Below are 19,814 nucleotides of genomic sequence, written 5' to 3' on the forward strand. Positions count from 1 at the left end.
ACCTCCGTCCGGGCCGGGCGCCGATGGTCTACTTTGCCGAGGTATGACGGATATGAGGCTGTCCCGGCGCACCCTGCTGGCCGCCGGGGCGGCCGGCACCACGGCGGCGGCCGGACCACCGCCCCGGGCCGCGGCCCTCGGGCACCGCGCCCCGGCCGCGCGGGTACGGACCGGCTTCGAGCGGCTGGCCGCCAACGGCTACCGGCTGCTGGAGGGGCAGCGGGTCGGTGTCATCACCAACCAGAGCGGCATCACCTCCGACGCGCGCGGCGTCGTCGACGTGATGCACGCCGACCACCGCGTGCGGCTGACGGCCGTGTTCGGCGCGGAGCACGGCTACCGGGGCACGCCGCAGGCGGGGCTGTCCGAGGGCGACTACACCGATCCGGCGACCGGGCTGCCGGTGTACGACACCTACCGCAGGAGCGGGCAGCGCCTGGCCGAGGTGTTCGACAAGGCGGGCGTCGACACGCTCGTCTTCGACAGCCAGGACGCAGGCGCCCGCTTCTACACCTGCATCTGGACGCTCTACGACTGCATGGTGGCCGCCGCCCTGGCCGGCAAGCGCTTCGTGGTGCTGGACCGGCCCAACCCGGTGAGCGGACGGCAGGCGTACGGTCCCGTCCTCGACAGGGCGTACGCCACCTTCGTCGGACGGGCGCCCATCGCCCAGGCCCACGGCATGACCGTCGCCGAGCTCGCCCTGCTCTACAACGGCGAGTTCGTGCCGTCCGCGGCCGGGCGGGCGGTGCAGCTGTCCGTGGTGGAGATGACGGGCTGGCGACGCGCCGACTTCTTCGACGCCACCGGGCTGCCCTGGGTGCCGCCGAGCCCCAACATGGCCACGCCCGACACCGCGCTGGTCTACGCGGGCACCGGGCTGTTCGAGGGCACCACCATGTCGGAGGGGCGGGGCACGGTCCGGCCGTTCGAGATGCTGGGCGCGGAGGGCCTGGACGGCCGCTGGGCCAGGGCCGCGAACGCCGCCGGGCTGCCGGGCGTCCATTTCCGCGAGGCCTACTACGTCCCGACGTTCGGCGCGTTCCAGGGCAGGACGATGGGCGGTCTGCAGCTGCACGTCCACGACCGCGCCGCCTTCGACCCGGTGCGCACGGGCATCGCCCTGCTGGTCACCGCGAAGCGGACCTGGAGCGGCTTCGCCTGGCGTCCGGACCGCTTCATCGACAAGCTGACGGGCTCCTCGCGCGTCCGCACGATGATCGACGCCGGGGCGGACACCGACGCGGTGACGGGCGCCTGGCAGCACGAGCTCGCGGCGTTCCGGGACGTGCGGCGCCGCTATCTGCGCTACCGCTGAGGGGCGGTCAGCAGTCGAGGGGGTAGGGCACCTGGTCGGTGACGGGTCCGTTGTTGCGGCACACGCCGTAGCCCTGGGCCTGCAGGTCACTGATGATGCCCGGCAGCGCCTCGGGGAAGTTGCTGAACAGGTGGCCGAGGACGACGCCGTTGTGCTTCTCCTCCTGCGTCGCCTCCCGCACGCCGGCCCGGATGTCCTCGACGCTGCGCGGCTTGCCGTCGGCCTTCTCCCAGTCGTGGGTGTCGATGGTCCAGTTGCAGACCCGGTAGCCGAGGTCGGCCGCGACCTCCCTCTCCCGCTCGTCGGCGGCGCCGTAGGGCGGACGCAGCAGGTTGCCGCTGACACCGTGCTGGATCTCGTCCGTCAGCTCGTCGTCGTCCAGGCCGGTCAGCTTGGCGTGGGAGTAGGAGTGGTTGGCCACCCAGTGGCCCTGCTGCCGCAGGGTGGCGGTGATCTGGGGGTGCTGGGCGGCGAACTTGCCGATGAGGAAGAACGCCGCCCGCACGCCCTGGGCCTGCAGCTGGGCGCCGATGCGGACCGAGCGCTGCGGGTCCTTGTAGGGCCAGTCGTCCAGCGTCAGCAGCACCCGTCCGGAGGTGTTGCCGCACCGCTCGCGGTCGTAGACGCCCTCCGTCTCCGGGGTGCGGGGCCGGGGGGCGGCGCCCGCGCCGTCCCCGTCGTGCGGCACGGCGTCGCCGCCACCGCCGCCGGCCTTGCCCGCCGGGCTCTCGACCCCTTTGCCCACGGCCTTGCCCTGGCAGACCGGACTGGCGAAGTCCAGGGGTCCGCAGGCGGTCGGGTCGTCGTCCACCGCGTGCGCCATGTACGCCGAGCAGGCCACCAGCACCGACAGCGCCAGGACCGATTTCAGGGGCGCCCGGCGGCGGCGCCGGTGGCGACCGCGACCACGCCGGAAGACGTCACGGTAACCGGACATGCACGACTCCTCACGGGTGACGAACCGCCGGCAGCGGGCGGCCCGTCACCTCAGCCCGGCGGCGACGCCGGTTCGATGATCTTGACACCCACCCTCAGGGCATGTGTCCGCTCCCGCAACCGCGCGCCGCGCCGTCGTTCGCCCGCCCGGGTGGCGCCGGGCGCGGCGCGCGCCCGGCTGCGGCCCGTCAGTTCCGGGCCGCGGGGATGTAGGCCAGTCCGTGGGCCCCCGCTTCGCCCGCCCGGTCGACCTCGAGGGTGGCGGCCACGCTCATCCGCTCCAGGTCGACCACGGTCACCGTGCTGGACATGACGTTCGACACGTAACCCGTACCGCCGTCAGGCGAAGAGGTGATCGTCAGGGGGAACCGGCCCACCTCCACCTGGCCGATCACCTCCAGGCCGCCGGGCGAGAAGACGGTCAGCACGCCGTCGGTCTGCGCGCCGAGCGCGCCGGCCGGGCCCTCGGCCATCCGCAGTTCACCGGCGAGGACGAGGCCGGTGGCGGTGGTGTGCACGGGGAAGACCACGCCCTCGGTGGGCAGGGTGCGCACGACCTCGCCCGTGGCGGCCTCGATGACGCGCAGGCCCGGTGCGGCCGCCGGGCGGGGGCCGAAGTCGCCCTTGGGGGCGGCGACGTAGACGTAGCGGCCGTCGGGCGAGACGTCCAGCCCCTCGCTGCCGGGCACCTCGACGCGGCCGGCGAACGCGTCGCGCTCCAGGTCGACGACGGACACGAAGTGCGCCTCCTTGTTGGTGGACCAGCCCCGGCGCCCGTCCGGGCTGATCGCGAACCAGTGCGGGCCGGGGGCCATGACCGGGATCCTGGCGACGCGCTCGCGGGTCCGCGCGTCGTAGACGATCACGCCGCCCGGTTCGGTGTCGGTGGCCTCGACGCTGACGTACAGCCGGGCGCGCTCGCGGTCCAGGACGATGCCGTGGGGCGCGTGGTCGGGCGCGGTGTCGAGGGTGTCGACGATGGTGCGGGTGTCGGGGTCGATGACGGCGATCTGCCGGGCCCGGCCCTGGTGGGCGTGGTAGTAGCCGGCGACGTAGGTGCTGACGCAGTAGAGCAGGCGACGGTCGGGGTCGAAGCACAACTCGTGCGGCTGGGCGGGGACTTCGAGGACGTCGAGGCGCTCGTGGGTGACGGCGTCGAAGAAGGTGACGGTCGGTCCGCTCTGACTGACGACGGCCAGGACGTCGCGCTGCGCGGAGTGCGTACCGGTGGTCTGCGTGTCGGTGGAGTTCATGATCCTCATGCTCGGCGCGGCACCCGCCGCACTCCAGTGCAACGTCGTCAAGGCAGGGTTTCCCCGGACGCATTTCCGCTGGTCAGAGCCGAGTCGAGGGCGCGGTTCCGTGACCTGGGTCACTCGCCGGGGAACACCTTGGTGACGATCCGGCCGTCAGCGCTTCCCTCGTCTCACAGCGTGGCCAGCCAGCGCGCGTCCAGGACGCCCTCGGCCGCGATGCCGGCCGCACCCGTCAGCAGCGCCGGGGCGTTCGGCTCGAGCGTCACCGACAGCGGTCCCGGTTCGCTCTCCACGACCGTGGTCCCCCACTCCCCCGCGGTGTGCTGGACGGCCGCGGCCGCGGCGCACACGGCGGCACCGCAGGACCGCGCCTCGCCGACGCCCGGCTGGTGGACGCGCAGGCGCAGGCTGCGGTCGGGCAGGACGTTGACCAGCGACAGGTTCACGTCCGGCACGATGACGCCGGTGACCCGGGGGATGGGAGCCAGGTCCATCCGCAGGTCCCGGGTCAGGTCCACATGGGCCACGGGGGTCTCGAGCACGCAGACCAGATGCAGGTTGCCGAGCGAGACGGCCGTGCCCTGCAGGTCGTGTCCGTCGACACTGGCCGAGGACGGGCCGAGGAGGCGCGGGGGCGGCAGCTCCATCGTCGCCCGGCCGTCGGAGTCGACGACGGCGCGCTGGTCGCCGGCGCGCGTGCCGATCCACATCCGCCCCGGCAGGGCCAGGCCCGCGAGCGTCAGGTAGCGGGCGGCGAGGCCGAGGCCCGGATCGCACATCAGGGCCTGGGAGCCGTCGCGGTGACGGCAGTCCATGAACCACTCGCTGCGGCTGCGGCCGGGCATTCCGGCGCGCGCGGTCCGCACCAGCCGCAGCACCCCGTCGCCGCCCAGTCCGGTGTACGGGTCGCACAGGGCGCGCACGGCGGCCTCGGAGAGGAAGAGCCGGTTGTCGGGGTCGAGCACGATGAGGAAGCCGTTGCCGCCGCAGTAGCCCTTGGCGTACCGCGGTCCGGGACCGACGCCGGAACGGGACATGTCCGGCATCCTGGTCCGGCCTCGGAGGGGGCCGCAACACGTTCCCGCCCGCTCGCGGACGGACCGCCGGTCGGCTTCCGGGAACCTTCCGGTCACCGGCGCGGAACTTCCTCGAAGCCGCCGGAAGAAGAAAGGGCAGCAAAAAGTACGACAAATAGTGCGGGCCGAGACCGCCTTGACGGCGAAAACGGTGCCCATACCCTGGATGAGCCATGTACGGGGGAGCCCGTAGGTCGCTCACAACCGGTTCCGGGGCCGGCGGGACATGGCCGAGGGGGAATGAAGGTGCCTGACGGGGCTCAACGGCTTTCGTTCGGCCCGCTTCTGCGCCGGTACCGGCTGGCGGCGGGCATGACCCAGGAGGAGCTGGCCCGCGCGTCGGGGCTGAGCGTTCGCGCCATCAGCGACATCGAGCGCGGACGGACCGGCCGGCCGCAGCGCAAGTCCGTGGAACTGCTGGCCGGGGCGGTCGCCCGGAGCGAGGACGCCACCCGGAGGCTGACGGAGGCGGCCAGGTCCGCCCGGCTCGCGCCGGAAGCGGCCCCCGTTCCGGAGCGCCGCGAGGAGACACGGGCCGGGCAGCGGCCCGCCGCGCCGCGGGAGCCGGCCGACGCGACCGCGCTCGCCGTCTGCGAACTTCCGCCCGACATAGCCGACTTCACCGGGCGCGAGAGCGAACTACGGCGGCTCGGCGAGGTGCTGGCGTCGCCCGGTGACCGGTCCGGCGGCGGGCCGGGACCGTGCGAGCAGCGGCTGACGCTGATCGCGGGCCATCCCGGGGCGGGCAAGACGGCCCTGGCCGTGCACGCCGCCCACCGCGCCCGCGCCCGCTTCCCCGACGGCCAGGTCCACGTCGACCTGTCCCCCACCGGACGCCCAGTGCTCCGGCCCGTGGAGGTCGTCCGGAGGATCCTCCGCTCCCTGGGAGCCCCGGACGACGCCGAGCAGGGCTGTGTGGAGGAGGCGAGCGCCCGGCTGCGCGCCGTGCTGGCCCGCAGCAGAGTGCTCATCGTGCTGGACGACGCCGTCTCGGAGGGGCAGGTGCGCTGGGCCCGTCCGGCGGTCGGGGGGTCCGCCGTGCTCGTCACCTGCCGCCGGCGGCTGTCCGCGCTGCCCGGGGCGGGCCGCGTCACGGTGGGCGCCTTCGCCCCGGAGGAATCGCTGGCCTTCCTGGCGAGGATGCTCGGCGAGGGCCGCGTCCACGCGGCACGCCCGGACGCCGCCCTCGTGGCGGAGCTGTGCGGCCACCTCCCGCTCGCCCTCCGGGTGATCGGCTGCCGCCTGCTCGCCCGCCCGCACTGGACGATGCGCACCCTGGCCGAGGAGGTGCTCGGCGATCCGCGGACCCGGCTGCGGGAGCTGAGTTCGGGCGACCTGACCGTACGGGCCGCCGTCGCGGCGGCGTTCGGCGTGCTGGACGAGCAGACGCGGTGGGCGCTGCACCGGCTGGCGCGCGCCCGCACCCCGGTCTTCAGCCCGCACAGCGCGGCGGTGGTTCTCGGGTGCGGCGTGGCCCGCGCGCACCGGATCGTCGGCGATCTGATGGACGGCCATCTCGTGGAGGTCCTCGACGGGTGCCGGCCCGGTGACGCGCGCTATCTCATCCCGCCGGTGGTGCGCCTGTTCGCCGCGGAGGGGGCGGAGAGCCCGTCGCCGGTTCAGCGGGTGGTGTAGCCGCCGTTGACGAACAGGGTCTGCCCGTTGAGCCACCAGCCGTCGGTGAGCAGGAACTTCACGTACGGGACGATGTCCTCGATCTTCGTCAGCTCGCCGTTCATCGCGGACGACTTGTGGTACGCGACGGAGTCGTCGGACTCGGCGGGGTAGAAGAAGGAGGTGTCCATGGGCCCGGGGGCGATGTTGTTGACCGAGATGTTGCGGCCGAAGAGCTCCTTGGACAGGGCGCGCGTGAAGTGCTCGACGGGCGCCTTGCTGCCCGCGTACACCGAGTAGAGGCCGGTGTAGGCGGCCAGCAGCGAGGTGACGATGGTGATGATCTTCCCGCCGTCCTCCAGCCGTTTGGCGGCCTCCTGCATCATGAAGTACGCGGCCTTGGAGTTGACGGCGAACATCCTGTCGTACTCGTCCTCGGTCACCTCGGTCATCGGCTTCTTGATGACCATGCCGGCCGTGTTCACCATGCAGTCGACCTTGCCGAAGGCGGCGACGGCCACCTCGAAGAGCCCCTCGACCTCGGCCACCTTGGTCAGGTCGGCCTCGTGGACGACCGCCTCGCCGCCCGCCGCCCTGACCGCTTCGGCGGTCCGCTCCGCGCCCTCCTTGGACGAGGGGGCGTTGTAGTGGACGACGACGTTGGCGCCGTCGGCGGCCACTTCCTTCGCGATGAGCCCGCCGAGGTTCCGCGAGGCGCCCCCGATGACGACGACCTTGTCCTTGAGCGTATGGCGCGGCATGCGTCTCTCCTCGGGTCTCCTCGAATCTCCTCGAATCTGCTCGCATGGGGACGGCAGCGAGAGCATGTCCACTTTATGGCGATGTGTTGACATCCGCATGTGGATGCGAGGGGAGACCCTTCCAGGCCTTAAATATCATTAGGCTAGCCTTACCTTATGACTTTGTCGCACGTGGATCCCGAGGCGGAAGCCGTTGATGACGAGGCACTTCCCCAGGCCTCGAGCGGCCGGCGGACGCTCCTGGTCGCCTCCGCCTCCCTGCTGCTGGCGGTCCTCGTGCTCGCCGCCCTCTCCCTGTCGATCGGAGCGGGCGAGGTCGGGCCCGGCGACGTCCTGGACTACCTCCTCGGCCGCGACGGCGCGCGCGACAACTCCCGCCTGTCCCTGGTCGTAGGGGACCTGCGCATCCCCCGCACCCTCACCGCGCTGCTCGTCGGCGCGGCCCTGGGCACCTCCGGCAGCCTCCTGCAGGCCGTCACCCGCAACCCCCTCGCCGAGACGGGCCTGCTGGGCGTCAACGCCGGAGCCTCGCTCGGCGTCGTCGTCGGCATCGCCTTCCTCGGGGTGCAGAGCGGCTACGGCCACCTGCTGTGGGCCTTCGGCGGCGCCGTCGCCGCCAGCGCGCTCGTGCTGTTCATCGCGGGCCGCCGGGGCGGCGGTTCACCGATGCGGCTGGTCCTGGCCGGCTCCGCGCTGGGCGCCACGTTCGGCGGCATCACCAGCGTCATCATCGTCAACTCCACCGAGACCTACGACCGCTTCCGCTTCTGGGTGCTGGGCTCGCTCGCCGGCGTCGAGGGCTACGACAAGCTGACGAGCCTGCTGCCCGTCCTCGCCGTCGGCTTCGTCGTCGCCCTGCTCATCGCCCGGCCGCTGTCCGCACTGGCCCTCGGTGACGACCTCGCCCGCGGCCTGGGCCACCGGCCGTCCATCATCCGCACGGTCGTCGCGCTGGCCGTCACCCTGCTCACCGCCTCCGCCGTCGCCCTCGTCGGCCCCGTCTCCTTCCTGGGCCTCCTCGCCGGCTTCCTCGCACGGGCCGTCACCGGCCCCCGCCTCACCGCCCAGATCGCCCTCGCCGGACTCATCGGCGCGGGCGTGCTGACCGGCGCCGACGTGCTGGCCCGGGTCGTCTCCCGCCCGTTCGAGGCACCGGTCTCCGTCATCATCGCGCTCATCGGCGCCCCCGTGCTCATCGGCATCGTCCGCTCCCGGCGGATGGCCTCGATGGGCATGACCGACCCCGCCGCCGAGGAGAGCACCCAGCCCAAGCGGCGCTTCGCCGTCCGCCTTCCGTTCGGGTCCACCGAGGGCACCGACAGCCTGGTCCTGCGCCGCGGCGCCCTGTCCCTGCTCGTGCCGCGCCGGGCCGCGCTCGCCGCGCTGTTCCTGGCCGCGCTGCTGGTGTGCGCCGTGGTCCTCTCCGCGTACGCGGGCCAGAGCGACATGGGCCTGACCCGCACCTTCAACGCCGTCTTCGGCTCCGGCGACCGCTTCGACGTGCTGCTGGTGCAGAAGTTCCGGCTCGGCCGGATCGTCGCCGGGCTCACTGCAGGCGCGGCCCTCGGGCTCGCCGGCTGCCTGACCCAGACCCTCGCCCGCAACCGCCTCGCCACCCCCGAGCTGCTCGGCGTCAACGACGGCGCCACCGCCGCCGTGCTGATCTCCACGACCCTCACCGGCACATTCGGCGCCTGGTGGGCCGGACCGCTCGGCGCGCTCGCGGCCGTGCTCGTCGTCACCACCGTCGCCGGCGGCCTCGGACAGCGCGGCTACCGCGTCCTCGTCGTGGGCCTGGCCATGTCGGCGCTCGCCTCGGCCGTCACCCAGGTCGTGCTGGCCCGCCGCTCCATCAACTCGGCCAGCTCCCTGTACGTGTGGACCTCCGGCAGCCTCAACGGACGTGACTACGAGGTGGCCGTCCCGGTCCTCGTCGGCCTGGCGGTGCTGGTGCCGATCGCGCTCGTCGTCGCCCGCCGGCTGAACGTGCTGCGCTTCGACGACTCCACGGCCTCCTCGCTCGGCGTCTCGCCGGGCCGGGTGCGGATGGTGTGCCTGCTGCTGGCGGTCGGCCTGGCCGGCCTGGCGGTCGGCATCTGCGGACCCGTCGGCTTCGTCGCCCTCGCGTCGCCGGTCATCGCGGGGCGGCTGGCGGGGCCGCTGCGGGTGCCGGTGCTGGGGTCGATGCTGGTGGGTGCCGTGCTCGTTGTCCTGGCGGACACCGTGGGGCGGGTCATCTTCAGTGGGGTGGAGGTGCCCGTCGGCATTGTGACGACCGTTCTTGGCGGGCCGTTCCTGCTGTGGGTGCTGCTCGGGCGGTCGGCGGCTGCGCGCGTGTAACGCCTCCGGCGGTTCTTCCCCACCCCGCCCCTTCCCGTAACCGGGGCTCCGCCCCGGACCCCGGTCCTCAAACGCCGGACAGGCTGATGTGCTGCCCGGAACCGGCGGCAAATCCAGCCCGGCCGGCGTTTGAGGCCACCGCGCGAAGCGCGCTCCGGGGTCCGGGGCGCAGCCCCGGGAAACGGTGAAAGGGCGGGGCCGGGGCTCCCTCCTCCCAGCTCGGATACCTGCCACCGAAAGGAAGCCATGGAGCTGCACAGCCCGACGCTTCGCACGCTCGCCGAGGCCGAGGGGCCCGGCGCCGTCGACGAGTTCTGGCGGCGCACCGCCGCCACCGGCACGCCCCTCGTCGAACCAGACCCCGACGGCGACCCGGCCTGGCGGCTCGTCACCTTCGTGTGGCGGGACGACCCGGCCGCCCCGGCGGACGCCGTGCTCGCGCTCGTGCACACCGTCACCGACAAGGACCGGCACGCCCACGACCTCGCGCCGCACCTCATGGCCAAGGTGCCCGGCACCGGGGTGTGGGCCATCAGTCACCGGCTGCGGGCCGACCACCGGGCGTCGTACCAGTTCTTCGTGCACCGCGGCCCCCGCGAGGACGCGCTGCGCACGGACCGCCGGAGCTGGCTGCGCGTCCTGGACGAGGCCCTGCCCGATCCGCTCGCCGCGGGCCCCGCCCTCGAGGCCCGCGACGGGCGCAACCCGTCCTCGGTGATGGAACTGCCGGACGCGCCCGCGCAGCGGTGGGCCCCGCCCCGGGAGTCCGTCCCGCGCGGCGAGCGGATCGCGGCGGAGGTGGACGGGCGGCGCGTGGGCGTGCACCTGCCCGCCGGGCACGCGCCGGAAGGTGGCGGCCCGTACGCCGTCGCCGTCCTGCTGGACGGCGAGATGTGGGGCCCTGTGCTGGACTTCGGCACCACCCTGGACAACCTCCACGCCGACGGACGCGTACCGCCGACCGTGACCCTGTTCGTCGAGACCATGGGCCGGGACCGGCGCATGGCCGACCTCAGCTGCAGTGAGGAGTTCGTCGATTGGCTGGCGGACGTGCTGCTGCCGTGGGCCACGCGCGCGTACGGCGCCACGGCCGACCCCACGCGCACGGTGGTCGCGGGTCAGAGCGCGGGCGGTCTGACGGCGGCCTTCGCGGCCTTCCGCCGGCCCGAGCGGTTCGGGAACGCGCTGTCGCAGTCGGGCTCCTTCTGGTGGCCGGACGGGACCGAGTTCGACGGCGGCAGCGAGTGGCTGACGCGCCAGTACGCGCTGCGCGAGAAGCTGCCGGTCCGGTTCCATCTGGAGGTGGGCCTGCAGGAGTGGATGCTGCTGCCGCAGAACCGGCACCTGCGCAACGTGCTCGAAGCACGCGGCTACGACCTGACCTACCGCGAGTTCAACGGTGGTCACGACTACGCCTGCTGGCGCGGCGGCCTCGCCGACGGGCTCGCAGGGCTGCTGGGACGGTAGGAATGCCGAAGCCCCGCGCGCGGAGGATCTCCGCGCGCGGGGCTTCGGCGTTCCTGGCGTCAGGCGGCCGCCTGCATCTCCTCGTCCTGCGGCTCGTCGTCGAAGGGCGGGGGCGCCGGGGCCTCCTTGGGCATCCGGAGCGCGCACAGCGTGCCGAGGGCGACCAGGCCCGCGGTGACCGCGATGGCGGCCCGGTACGGGGCCGGGTCCGTGTCGTGCGTGCCGGAGCCGCCCCAGGCGGAGATCACCGCGGCGGTGGCCGCGATGCCGAGCGCGCCGCCGAGGGTGCGCACGATGGTGAACAGGCCCATGGCCTGCCCCATGGCCGGGGGCGGGACGTCCGAGAACCCGGCGATCTGCACGGTGAGCACGGCCGTGCCCAGCACCAGGCCCACGCAGAACATCAGCGCCCGCACGGCCCAGGCGTTCTCGGCCACGCCCGGCACGGCGAGCGCGCCGAAGACGGCCGTCGCCAGCACCAGCGCGGGCACGGCGAGCCACCGGGGCCCGAGCCGGGGCATCAGCCGGTCGGCGACCTGCGAGGCCAGCATCAGCCCGAGCGCCTCCGGGAAGACGCTCAGTCCGGCGTCCAGGGCCGAGGCGCCGAGCGCCGCCTGGTAGAGCAGCGGGAACGCGAAGAGCACACCCATCAGGCCCGCCGAGGTGACCAGCGCGAGGACCGTGGCGGAGGCGAACACCTTGTCGGCGAGCAGCCGCAGCTCCAGCAGGGGCGTCCGGGCCCTGAGCAGATGGACGCACCCGGCGGCCAGCAGCGCGAGCCCGAGCGGGCCGGCGACCAGGACGGAGGGCGCGGTCCAGCCGTGCGTGGGGCCGAAGCCCAGCGCGTAGGTGAGCAGGCCCAGCGCGGGGGTCGCCAGCAGGAAGCCCGTCAGGTCGAAGCCCTCGGCCTTCTCCCGGTGCTCCTTCAGCCCCAGCACGCCGATCAGCACGGCGGCCGCGCCGATCGGCACGTTCACGAAGAACAGCCAGTGCCACGACAGGTGCTCGGTGAGGAAACCGCCGAGCGGCGGGCCGAGCGCCGGCATCAGCGCGGTCGGCACGATGAGCACCTTGGACAGCTTCATCCGCTCGTGCGGCGGGAAGGCCCGGAAGAGCAGCGTCATGCCGACGGGCGTCAGCAGCCCGCCCGCGATGCCCTGGACGACGCGCGCGAGGACCAGCGTCGGCAGGTTCTGGGCCAGGCCGCAGACGGCCGAGGCCGCCGTGAAGACGGCCAGCGCGCCGAGGAAGACCTTCTTGGTGCCGAAGCGGTCGCCGAGCCAGCCCGCGACAGGCAGGGCGACGGCGAGCGCGACGAGGAAGGCCACCTCGACGGTGTTGGCGGCCGACACCGGCTCGCCGAAGTCCCGGGCGATGGTGAGCAGCGCCGGGTTGACGATGGTGGAGTCGAGCCCGTTCATGCACATCGCCGCCGTGTACACGATCACGACGGCGATGCGGGCGGGTATGCCTCTCACCGTGCGGAGACCGGGGTCAGGTCGGTCCAGTTCTCGGTGATCCAGTCGAGGGCCGACTGCCGGGCGCACGGCCCGTGGACGGCGCTCCAGCCCTCGGGCACGGCGGCGAAGCCCGGCCAGAGGCTGTGCTGACCCTCGGCGTTGACGAGGACGAGAAAGTCTCCGTCGCCGTCGAAGGGGTTGGCGGGTGCGTCGCTCATGGGGTCAGTTCTCCAGGTTCTGCAGTCGGTCGGCGATGACGCTCGCGATGTGCGCGATCGGTTCGGGCAGGGTCATGTCCTTGTGCGAGCAGGCGACGTTCGTGTTGTCGATGCGCCCGGTCACATAGGGGGTCCAGGTCTCGGGGGTGAGGGTGTCGTCGATGGTGTCGACGGTCGCGCGGAAGAACAGCACGTCGCCGCGGTAGACGCGGTGGTCGAACTCGCGCACGAGGAAGTTGGTGTTGAGGTAGGTGCGGTTGAGGGCCTCGATGGTGGCGTCGTCGAGGCTGGCCAGCGGGGAGCCCTCGCGGCGCAGCACCTCGGTGACCCGGTCGAGCTCGAAGGGCTTGCCCTCCAGGCTCTCCGGCCCGTAGCCGCCCATGGCGAGCAGGGCCTCCAGGGCCTCGGCCTGGTCGGGCACGGGCAGCTCGCGGAAGCCCTCGGCCGGGTAGGCGTCGAGGATGGCGAGCAGCTCGACCTCGGCGCCGAGGTCCTGCAGGCGCGTGGCCATGGCCTGGGCGATGATGCCGCCGGTGGACCAGCCCATCAGGCGGTACGGGCCCTCGGGCTGCACCTCGCGGAGCCGGTCGACGTAGTGCGCGGCCAGCTCCTCCAGTGTCCTCGGCAGCGGCTCGGCGGCGGTGGCCGGGCCGACGCCCTGCGCCTGGAGGCCGTAGATCGGCACGTCGGCGGGCAGGTGGCGGATGAGTCCGGCGTAGCACCAGCTGAGTCCGCCGGCGGGGTGGACGCAGTACAGCGGCGCCTTGTCGCCGTCCTTCACCGGGCGCAGCGGGAGCAACACGTCCAGGGCGTCGGTGGCCTCGGCCTCGGCGTCCAGGGCTGCGGCGAGCGCGGCCACGGTCGGGGCCTGGAAGATCGTGCCGATGCCGACGTCGGCGCCGAGCGCGGCCTTGACGCGGCCGGCCAGGCGCACGGCGAGCAGCGAGTGGCCGCCCAGGTCGAAGAAGTTGTCGTCCACGCCGACCCGGGGCAGGCCCAGGACGTCGGCGAAGATCGCGCAGAGCTGTTCCTCGCGGGGGCCGCGCGGGGCCCGGCCCTCGGTGACGGCGGCGGCCAGGTCGGGGGCCGGGAGGGCCTTGCGGTCGAGCTTGCCGTTGGCGGTCAGCGGCAGCCGGTCCAGGAGGACGACGGCCGACGGGACCATGTGGACGGGGAGTTCGGTGCCGGCGTGTTCGCGCAGCAGCGCGGCCGTGGTCTCACGGGCCGGGACGGCGTAGGCGACCAGGCGCTTGTCGCCGGGGTTGTCCTCGCGGACGACGACGGCCGCGTCGGCGACGTCGGGGTGGTCGGCGAGGACGGCCTCGATCTCGCCGAGCTCGATGCGGAAGCCGCGGATCTTGACCTGGTGGTCGGCGCGGCCGAAGTACTCGAGGACGCCGTCGGGGCGGCGGCGGGCGAGGTCGCCGGAGCGGTACATCCGGCTGCCGCGCTCGCCGAAGAGGTGGGCGAAGGGGTCGGCGACGAATCGTTCCGCCGTGAGGGCGTGACGGCCCAGGTAGCCGCGGGCCAGGCCTTCGCCCGCGACGTACATCTCGCCGGTGACGCCGGGCGGCACGGGCTGGAGGTACTCGTCGAGGACATAGACGCGCAGGTCGGGAATGTTGACGCCGATGGTGCTGGAGGTGCCGGCGGCGGCGCTCGCCCGGTCCAGGGCGATGTAGGAGACGTGGACCGTGGTCTCGGTGATGCCGTACATGTTGACGAGCGTGGGCGCGTCGGCCCCCCTTCCACCTGCGGCGGTCCGCTCGTACCAGTCGTCGAGACGGCCGAGCTCCAGGGCCTCGCCGCCGAAGACGACGTAGCGCAGGGCCAGTTCGCGTCCCGGGTCCTCCTTGTCCGCGGCCATGAGCTGGTAGAACGCGGACGGCGTCTGGTTGAGGACGGTCACGCCCTCGTCGGCGAGCAGGCCGCGGAAGGCCGCCGGGTCGCGGCTGACCAGGTGCGGTACGACCACGAGGCGGCCGCCGTGCAGGAGCGCGCCCCACATCTCCCACACCGAGAAGTCGAAGGCGTAGGAGTGGAAGAGGGTCCACACGTCGTTCTCGTCGAAGCCGAACCAGTGGTCGGTGGCGGAGAAGAGGCGGGCGACGTTGTGGTGGGTGACGGGGACGCCCTTGGGGCGGCCGGTGGAGCCCGAGGTGTAGATGACGTAGGCGACGTCGCCGGGCCGCTGCGGCCGGGTGCGGTCCTCGTCGGTGAGGTCGGCGCTGTCGTGGGCGTCGGCCTCGGTGCCGTCGACGAGGACGACCGGCAGCTCGTGCGCCGGAATGCGCGCCGCGGTCGCGGTGTTGGTGACGACGGCGGCCGGGGCGGCGTCCTGCAGCATGTAGGCCAGGCGGTCGGCCGGGTAGTCCGGGTCCATCGGCAGGTAGGCGGCGCCGCACTTGGCGACGGCCAGCAGGCCGGTGACCAGTTCGAGCGAGCGGGGCAGCGCGAGGGCGACGATGGCGCCCGGCCCGATGCCGCGCCCGGCGAGCAGCCGGGCCAGCCGGTTGGCGCGGGCGGACAGCTGGGCGTAGGTGAGGGAGGCGCCCTCGCAGGTCACGGCGGTGCGGTCGGGGTGGCGCCGGGCGGCGTCCTCGTAGAGCTCGACGAGGGTCTGCCGGGAGGGCGTGGGGGTGGTGCCGGCGTTCCATTCGACGAGGGAGCGGTGCAGCTCCTGCTCGTCGAGGAGGGCGAGCCGGCCGAGGGGGGTGTCGGGGGCGGCGGCGGCCGCGGTGAGCAGACGGGTCAGGTGGGTGGAGAGGCGTTCGGCCGTGGTGGCGTCGAAGAGGTCCGTGCGGAACTCGAGGAAGCCGGATATGCCGCCGCCGGGCTGCTCGCCCGCGTTCAGGGTGAGGTCGAACTTGGCGGTGCCGGAGGGCACGGCGCCCATGCGGGCGCTCAGGCCGGGGCCCATGGCGAACTCGGCGTCGGGCATCGACTGCCAGGCGAGCATCACCTGGAAGAGCGGGTGCCGGGCCAGCGAGCGCGGCGGGTTGAGCTCTTCGACGAGCCGGTCGAAGGGCAGGTCGGCGTGCTCGTACGCGGCGATGGTGGTGGCCCGGACCCGGTCGAGGAGGGTGCGGAAGGTGGGGGCGCCGGAGGTGTCGGTGCGCAGGACGAGGGTGTTGACGAAGAAGCCGACGAGGTCGGCGGTCGTGTCGTCGTCGCGTCCGGCGACGGGGGTGCCCAGCGGGATGTCGGTGCCGCAGCCGTAGCGGGTGAGCAGGGCCGCGAGGGCGGCCTGGACGGCCATGAAGACGCTGGTGCCGGTGGTGCGGGTGAGCTGCTCGAGGGCGGCGTGCGCGGTCGCGTCGAGGTGGAAGGGGACGGTGTCGCCCTCGTACGACGCGACGGCCGGGCGCGGCCGGTCGGTGGGCAGTTCGAGCTGGTCCGGCAGGCCTGCCAGGGCCTGCTTCCAGTGCGCGAGCTGGCGGTCGGCGAGCGCGGTGGGCTCGTCGGCCGTGCCCAGGAGCTGCTGCTGCCAGGCGGTGTGGTCGGCGTACTGGACGGTCCTGTGGCGCAGTTCGGGGTCGCGGCCGGCGGCGCGGGCGGTGTAGGCCGTGGCCAGGTCGCGGGCGAGGGGGGTGGTGGAGGCGCCGTCGCCGGCGATGTGGTGCAGGAGGAGGAGCAGGGTGTGCTCCTGTCCCCCGTCGCTGAACAGCGTGGCCTTCAGCGGGGGTTCGGCGGCGAGGTCGAAGCAGTGGCGCACGGCCTCGGTGAGGTCGGCGTCCAGGGGCGCGGTGTGCAGGCGCGGGCATGCCTCGTCGGCCGTGAGGATGCGCTGGTAGGGCTCGTTGTCCGTGGCCGGGTACACCGTCCTGAGCGTCTCGTGGGCGCACGTCAGGTCGCTCAGGGCGAGCCGCAGCGCGTCGTGGTCGAGCGGTCCGGTGAGGGTCAGGACGAGGGGGATGTTGTAGGTGGGGCTGGGTCCTTCGAGGCGGTGCATGAACCACAGCCGCTTCTGCGCCGGGGAGAGCGGCATGCGGTCGGTGCGGGGCACGGGCACGAGCGCGGGCCGGTCCTCGCCCCCGGCCGCCGGTGCCTCACGCAGAAGGGCGGCGAGCGCGGCGGGGGTGGGGTTGCGGAAGACGTCGGCGAGGCCGAGGGGCGTGCCGAAGGTGTCGCGGATGCGGGCGGCGACGCGGCCGGCGATGAGCGAGTGGCCGCCGAGGTCGAAGAGGTCGGCGTGCGGGCCGGGGGTGGTCTCCAGGCCGAGGACGGCGGCGAAGAGGCCGCGGATGATCTCCTCGTGCGGGGTGCGGGGACCGCTGTGGCCGCTCGTGCCGCCGGACAGGGCGGCGGGGTCCGGGTCGGGGAGGGCGCGGATGTCGAGCTTGTCGTTGGCGGTGCGGGGCAGGGCGTCCAGGGAGAGGATCGCGCCGGGCACCATGTGCTCGGGCAGCCGCTCGACGAGGTGGGCGCGCAGGGCCTCGGTGTCGGCGGTGGTGCCGTCGGCGGGCACGACGTAGCCGAGGAGGCGCTTGCCGGTGGCGGAGTCGCGGGCGATGACGGCGGCCTGCGCGACGGCGGGGTGTCCGGCCAGCACGGCCTGGATCTCGCCGAGTTCGATGCGGAAGCCGCGGATCTTGACCTGGTCGTCGGCGCGGCCGAGGAACTCGAGGGTGCCGTCGGGGCGGCGGCGCACCAGGTCTCCGGTGCGGTACATGCGGGCGCCGGGCTCGCCGTGCAGGGCGCCGAAGGGGTCGGCGGTGAAGCGCTCGGCGGTCAGGTCGGGCCGGCCCAGGTAGCCAGCGGCGAGGCAGGCTCCGGCGATGTAGAGCTCGCCGGTGACGCCGGTGGCGGCCGGGCGCAGGGAGTTGTCCAGGACGTACGCGCGCGATCCGCGCACCGGGCGGCCCACGGCGGCGCCGTCCTCGTCGGGGCCGGCCAGCCAGTAGTAGGCGTCGACGGTGGTCTCGGTGGGGCCGTAGAGGTTGATGGGGTCGAGCCCGTCGGTGGCGGCCAGGCGGCGCCACAGCGGTTCGGGGACGGGCTCGCCGCCGACGACCACGAGGGCGGGGCGGTGCCGGTCGTCGTCGAGGAGGCCTTCGGCGACGAGGGCCTCGACGTAGGAGGGGGTGGCGTCGAGGTAGTCGATGCGCTGGTCGGCGACGTAGGCGGTCAGCACGGCCGGGTCACGGTAGGCGGCGTCGTCCAGGAGGTGCAGCTCGTGGCCGTGGACCATCCAGATCAGCGGATCCCAGGAGGCGTCGAAGGCGAAGGAGGCGCTGTGCGCGATCCGCAGCCGGTCGCGTCCGGTGCGTTCCAGCGCCGGGGCGATGTGGTCGCTGCCGTGCCCGGCGTGGAGGTTGGCGAGGGAGGCGTGGGTGACGAGGACGCCCTTGGGGCGGCCGGTGGAGCCCGAGGTGTGGATGACGTAGGCGGGCTGACGGAGCGTGGGCGCCGTGGGAGCCGTGGCGGGCCGGGCGTCGAGGCGGGCGCGGGTGCCGGGGTCGTCCAGCAGCAGGGTGGGGATGCCGTGCTCGGGCAGGGTGCGGACGGCGGCGGTGGTGCCGACGATGCAGCCGGGGCGGGTGTCCTCGAGGACGGCGGTGATGCGCTGCTCGGGGTGGCCCAGGTCGAGCGGCTGGCAGACGCCGCCGGCCTTGAGGACGGCGAGCAGGGCGACGACGGTGTCGGCGCTGCGGGGCAGCGCCAGGGCCACGGCGGTGCCCGGCGTCACCCCGGACGCCCGCAGTTCGTGGGCGAGGCGGTTGGCGGCCGAGTCCAGTGCGGCGAAGGTGAGGGAGGTGGCGCCGCTGCGGACGGCGACGGCGTCGGGGGTGCGGGCGGCCTGCTCGGCGAAGAGCTCGGGCAGGGTCCGCTCGACGGCGGGCTCGGTGCGGCCGGCCGTGGCGCGGCGGATCTCGTCGGCGTCGAGGAGGTCGATGGTGCCGACGGGCCGCTGGGCGTCGTCGAGGAGGAGCTCGGTCAGGCCGTCGAGGTAGCGGCGCAGGCCGTCCTCGTGCCCGGCCAGCGAGCCGGCGTCGTAGCGGGCGGGGTTGGCGTCCAGGCCGAGGCGCACGGAGCCGTCGGGCGCGGGGACGACGGCCACGGCGAGGTCGTCGACGGGGCCGGCGGCGAGGTTGCGCAGCACGCCGGGCAGTTCGCCGAAGGCGAGGTCGCCCTCGAAGGCCTTGATGTTGACCATCGGCCCGAACAGCGGCTGTTCGGCAAGGGTCAGGCCGAGGTCGCGGCGCAGGTCCTCCTGCCGGTAGCGCTGGTGGCGGCGCACCGCGCGCACCTCGAGGACGACGCGGCGCAGGAGTTCGGCGCCGGAGTCCTGGGGCGCCACGGCGATGCGCAGCGGCATGACGTTGACCATCATGGCGGGGGTGCGCAGGGCGGCCGGGCCGCGGCGGTTCATCAGTGGCAGGCCGAGGACGATGTCCTGGGCGCCGGTCGTGCGGTGCAGGTAGCCGGCGGTGGCGGCGATGAGGAGTTCGGCCCAGGTGGCCTTGGCGGCGCGGGCGGCCGATTCGAGGCGGGTCAGGGAGCCGGCGGGCAGTTCGCCGGCGTGGCGCAGGACGGCGCCGGCGGGGGCGGCGGGGCGGTCGGAGAGCGAGACGGGCTCGGGCCGGTCGGCGAAGCGCTCGCGCCAGAAATCGCGGTCGGCCGTGTGGCGTTCGCCGGCCGTGTACTCGGCCTCGTCCTCGACCAGTTCGCGCAGGGTGCCGAAGGGGTTGGGGGCGGGTTCGGTGCCGGCGGTGAGGGCGGTGTAGATCTCGGCGAGGCGGCGGCCGATGAGGGTGAGCGCGTAGGCGTCGACGGCGAAGTGGTGGACGCGCTGGTACCACCAGTAGCGCTCGTCGGCGAGGCGGATGAGCGCCTGGGTGACCAGCGGCCCCTCGGTGAGGTCGACGGGGCGGGCGAGGTCGGCGTGCATCCAGGCCTCGGCCTCGGCGGCGGGCTGTCCGGCCGTGCGCAGGTCCAGGCGGTGCAGCGGTGCGACGTCGCCGGTGCGTACGCGCTGTGCGGGGTTGTCGCCGTCGGCCGTGGCGACCAGGGTCAGCGTCTCGGCCTCCTGGACGGTCTGCCGCAGGGCTCTTTCGAACAGCTCCTCGTCGAGGCGGCCGTTGATCTCCACGCAGTCACCGGTGTTGTAGACCGGGTTGCCGGGGTCGAGAGCCTGGGCGTACAGGATGCCGGACTGCGCGGCGAGCAGCGGCAGTTCGGCGGGGCCGGTCTCGGCCTGGTGGTCACGCATGCGTGGGGACTCCCGATATATGGCAAACGTTCCTGGTCACACCGGACCCCCCGGTGCGTCAGCTTAGGTAAGCCTAAGCTATTTTTTGATCGCTTGTGAGAGCGGCCCCCGCATACCGTGAGCAGCATGGAACACCGATGACACAGGAGCCGGAC

General features: G+C 73.7%; 11 protein-coding genes. 4 read left to right on the forward strand and 7 right to left on the reverse strand.

The window, feature by feature from the left end; all coding sequences use genetic code 11:
• Window positions 1-52: 52 nt before the first annotated feature.
• Complete coding sequence (locus ACIG36_RS06290; protein ID WP_399923968.1) at window positions 53-1,318, forward strand: exo-beta-N-acetylmuramidase NamZ domain-containing protein; 1,266 nt, start codon at window positions 53-55, stop codon at window positions 1,316-1,318.
• Window positions 1,319-1,325: 7 nt separating this feature from the next.
• On the opposite strand, the gene ACIG36_RS06295 is transcribed toward ACIG36_RS06290, so the two are convergent.
• The 3 genes from ACIG36_RS06295 to ACIG36_RS06305 all read right to left on the reverse strand — a co-directional run bounded on the left by ACIG36_RS06295 (window position 1,326) and on the right by ACIG36_RS06305 (window position 4,547).
• Entirely contained in the window at window positions 1,326-2,255 is a 930-nt protein-coding gene (locus tag ACIG36_RS06295) for a polysaccharide deacetylase family protein (RefSeq protein WP_399922818.1), read from the reverse strand.
• A gap of 187 nt (window positions 2,256-2,442) precedes the next feature.
• The gene (locus tag ACIG36_RS06300) at window positions 2,443-3,507 is read right to left on the reverse strand and encodes a YncE family protein (RefSeq protein WP_399922821.1); all 1,065 of its coding nucleotides are present in this window, start codon (window positions 3,505-3,507) and stop codon (window positions 2,443-2,445) included.
• 173 nt (window positions 3,508-3,680) lie between these two features.
• Window positions 3,681-4,547 (reverse strand): diaminopimelate epimerase, encoded by an 867-nt coding sequence (locus ACIG36_RS06305; RefSeq protein WP_399922823.1) that lies wholly within the window; start codon window positions 4,545-4,547, stop codon window positions 3,681-3,683.
• A gap of 279 nt (window positions 4,548-4,826) precedes the next feature.
• Here ACIG36_RS06305 and ACIG36_RS06310 point away from each other — a divergent pair, with 279 nt between their 5' ends.
• A complete protein-coding gene (locus ACIG36_RS06310) occupies window positions 4,827-6,221 on the forward strand; it encodes an NB-ARC domain-containing protein (RefSeq protein WP_399922826.1) in 1,395 nt (464 codons plus the stop codon).
• On the opposite strand, the gene ACIG36_RS06315 is transcribed toward ACIG36_RS06310, so the two are convergent.
• Complete coding sequence (locus ACIG36_RS06315; RefSeq protein WP_399922829.1) at window positions 6,206-6,961, reverse strand: SDR family oxidoreductase; 756 nt, start codon at window positions 6,959-6,961, stop codon at window positions 6,206-6,208. The genes ACIG36_RS06310 and ACIG36_RS06315 overlap by 16 nt on opposite strands.
• 156 nt (window positions 6,962-7,117) lie before the next feature.
• Here ACIG36_RS06315 and fhuB point away from each other — a divergent pair, with 156 nt between their 5' ends.
• Together fhuB and fes are read left to right on the forward strand one after the other, a co-directional pair.
• Window positions 7,118-9,301, forward strand: coding sequence for a Fe(3+)-hydroxamate ABC transporter permease FhuB (gene fhuB / locus ACIG36_RS06320; protein ID WP_399922832.1), 2,184 nt, complete (start codon window positions 7,118-7,120; stop codon window positions 9,299-9,301).
• A 246-nt stretch (window positions 9,302-9,547) separates the two neighbouring features.
• A complete protein-coding gene (gene fes / locus ACIG36_RS06325) occupies window positions 9,548-10,768 on the forward strand; it encodes an enterochelin esterase (RefSeq protein WP_399922835.1) in 1,221 nt (406 codons plus the stop codon).
• 59 nt (window positions 10,769-10,827) lie between these two features.
• On the opposite strand, the gene ACIG36_RS06330 is transcribed toward fes, so the two are convergent.
• The 3 genes from ACIG36_RS06330 to ACIG36_RS06340 are packed head-to-tail and all read right to left on the reverse strand — an operon-like array spanning window position 10,828 to window position 19,659.
• Window positions 10,828-12,246: a DHA2 family efflux MFS transporter permease subunit gene (locus ACIG36_RS06330; protein WP_399922838.1), complete on the reverse strand. Its 1,419-nt coding sequence runs from the start codon at window positions 12,244-12,246 to the stop codon at window positions 10,828-10,830.
• Window positions 12,243-12,446, reverse strand: coding sequence for an MbtH family protein (locus ACIG36_RS06335; protein WP_399922841.1), 204 nt, complete (start codon window positions 12,444-12,446; stop codon window positions 12,243-12,245). The genes ACIG36_RS06330 and ACIG36_RS06335 overlap by 4 nt, the downstream gene beginning before the upstream one ends.
• A 4-nt stretch (window positions 12,447-12,450) precedes the next feature.
• Window positions 12,451-19,659 carry an amino acid adenylation domain-containing protein gene (locus ACIG36_RS06340; protein ID WP_399922843.1) on the reverse strand — a complete coding sequence of 2,403 codons (7,209 nt, stop codon included), beginning with the start codon at window positions 19,657-19,659 and terminating at the stop codon, window positions 12,451-12,453.
• Window positions 19,660-19,814 lie beyond the last annotated feature (155 nt).

The organism is Streptomyces sp. NPDC053048 (genome assembly GCF_044547045.1).
Taxonomy (GTDB): Bacteria; Actinomycetota; Actinomycetes; order Streptomycetales; family Streptomycetaceae; genus Streptomyces.

What these genes read in the sequence shown, in the direction of transcription:
- ACIG36_RS06315 (WP_399922829.1), bottom strand. Translation starts at nt 6,961, where the DNA reads ATGCCGCGCCATACGCTCAAGGACAAGGTCGTCGTCATCGGGGGCGCC.
- ACIG36_RS06340 (WP_399922843.1), bottom strand. Translation starts at nt 19,659, where the DNA reads ATGCGTGACCACCAGGCCGAGACCGGCCCCGCCGAACTGCCGCTGCTC.
- fes (WP_399922835.1), top strand. Translation starts at nt 9,548, where the DNA reads ATGGAGCTGCACAGCCCGACGCTTCGCACGCTCGCCGAGGCCGAGGGG.
- fhuB (WP_399922832.1), top strand. Translation starts at nt 7,118, where the DNA reads ATGACTTTGTCGCACGTGGATCCCGAGGCGGAAGCCGTTGATGACGAG.
- ACIG36_RS06290 (WP_399923968.1), top strand. Translation starts at nt 53, where the DNA reads ATGAGGCTGTCCCGGCGCACCCTGCTGGCCGCCGGGGCGGCCGGCACC.
- ACIG36_RS06295 (WP_399922818.1), bottom strand. Translation starts at nt 2,255, where the DNA reads ATGTCCGGTTACCGTGACGTCTTCCGGCGTGGTCGCGGTCGCCACCGG.
- ACIG36_RS06305 (WP_399922823.1), bottom strand. Translation starts at nt 4,547, where the DNA reads ATGTCCCGTTCCGGCGTCGGTCCCGGACCGCGGTACGCCAAGGGCTAC.
- ACIG36_RS06310 (WP_399922826.1), top strand. Translation starts at nt 4,827, where the DNA reads ATGAAGGTGCCTGACGGGGCTCAACGGCTTTCGTTCGGCCCGCTTCTG.
- ACIG36_RS06335 (WP_399922841.1), bottom strand. Translation starts at nt 12,446, where the DNA reads ATGAGCGACGCACCCGCCAACCCCTTCGACGGCGACGGAGACTTTCTC.
- ACIG36_RS06300 (WP_399922821.1), bottom strand. Translation starts at nt 3,507, where the DNA reads ATGAACTCCACCGACACGCAGACCACCGGTACGCACTCCGCGCAGCGC.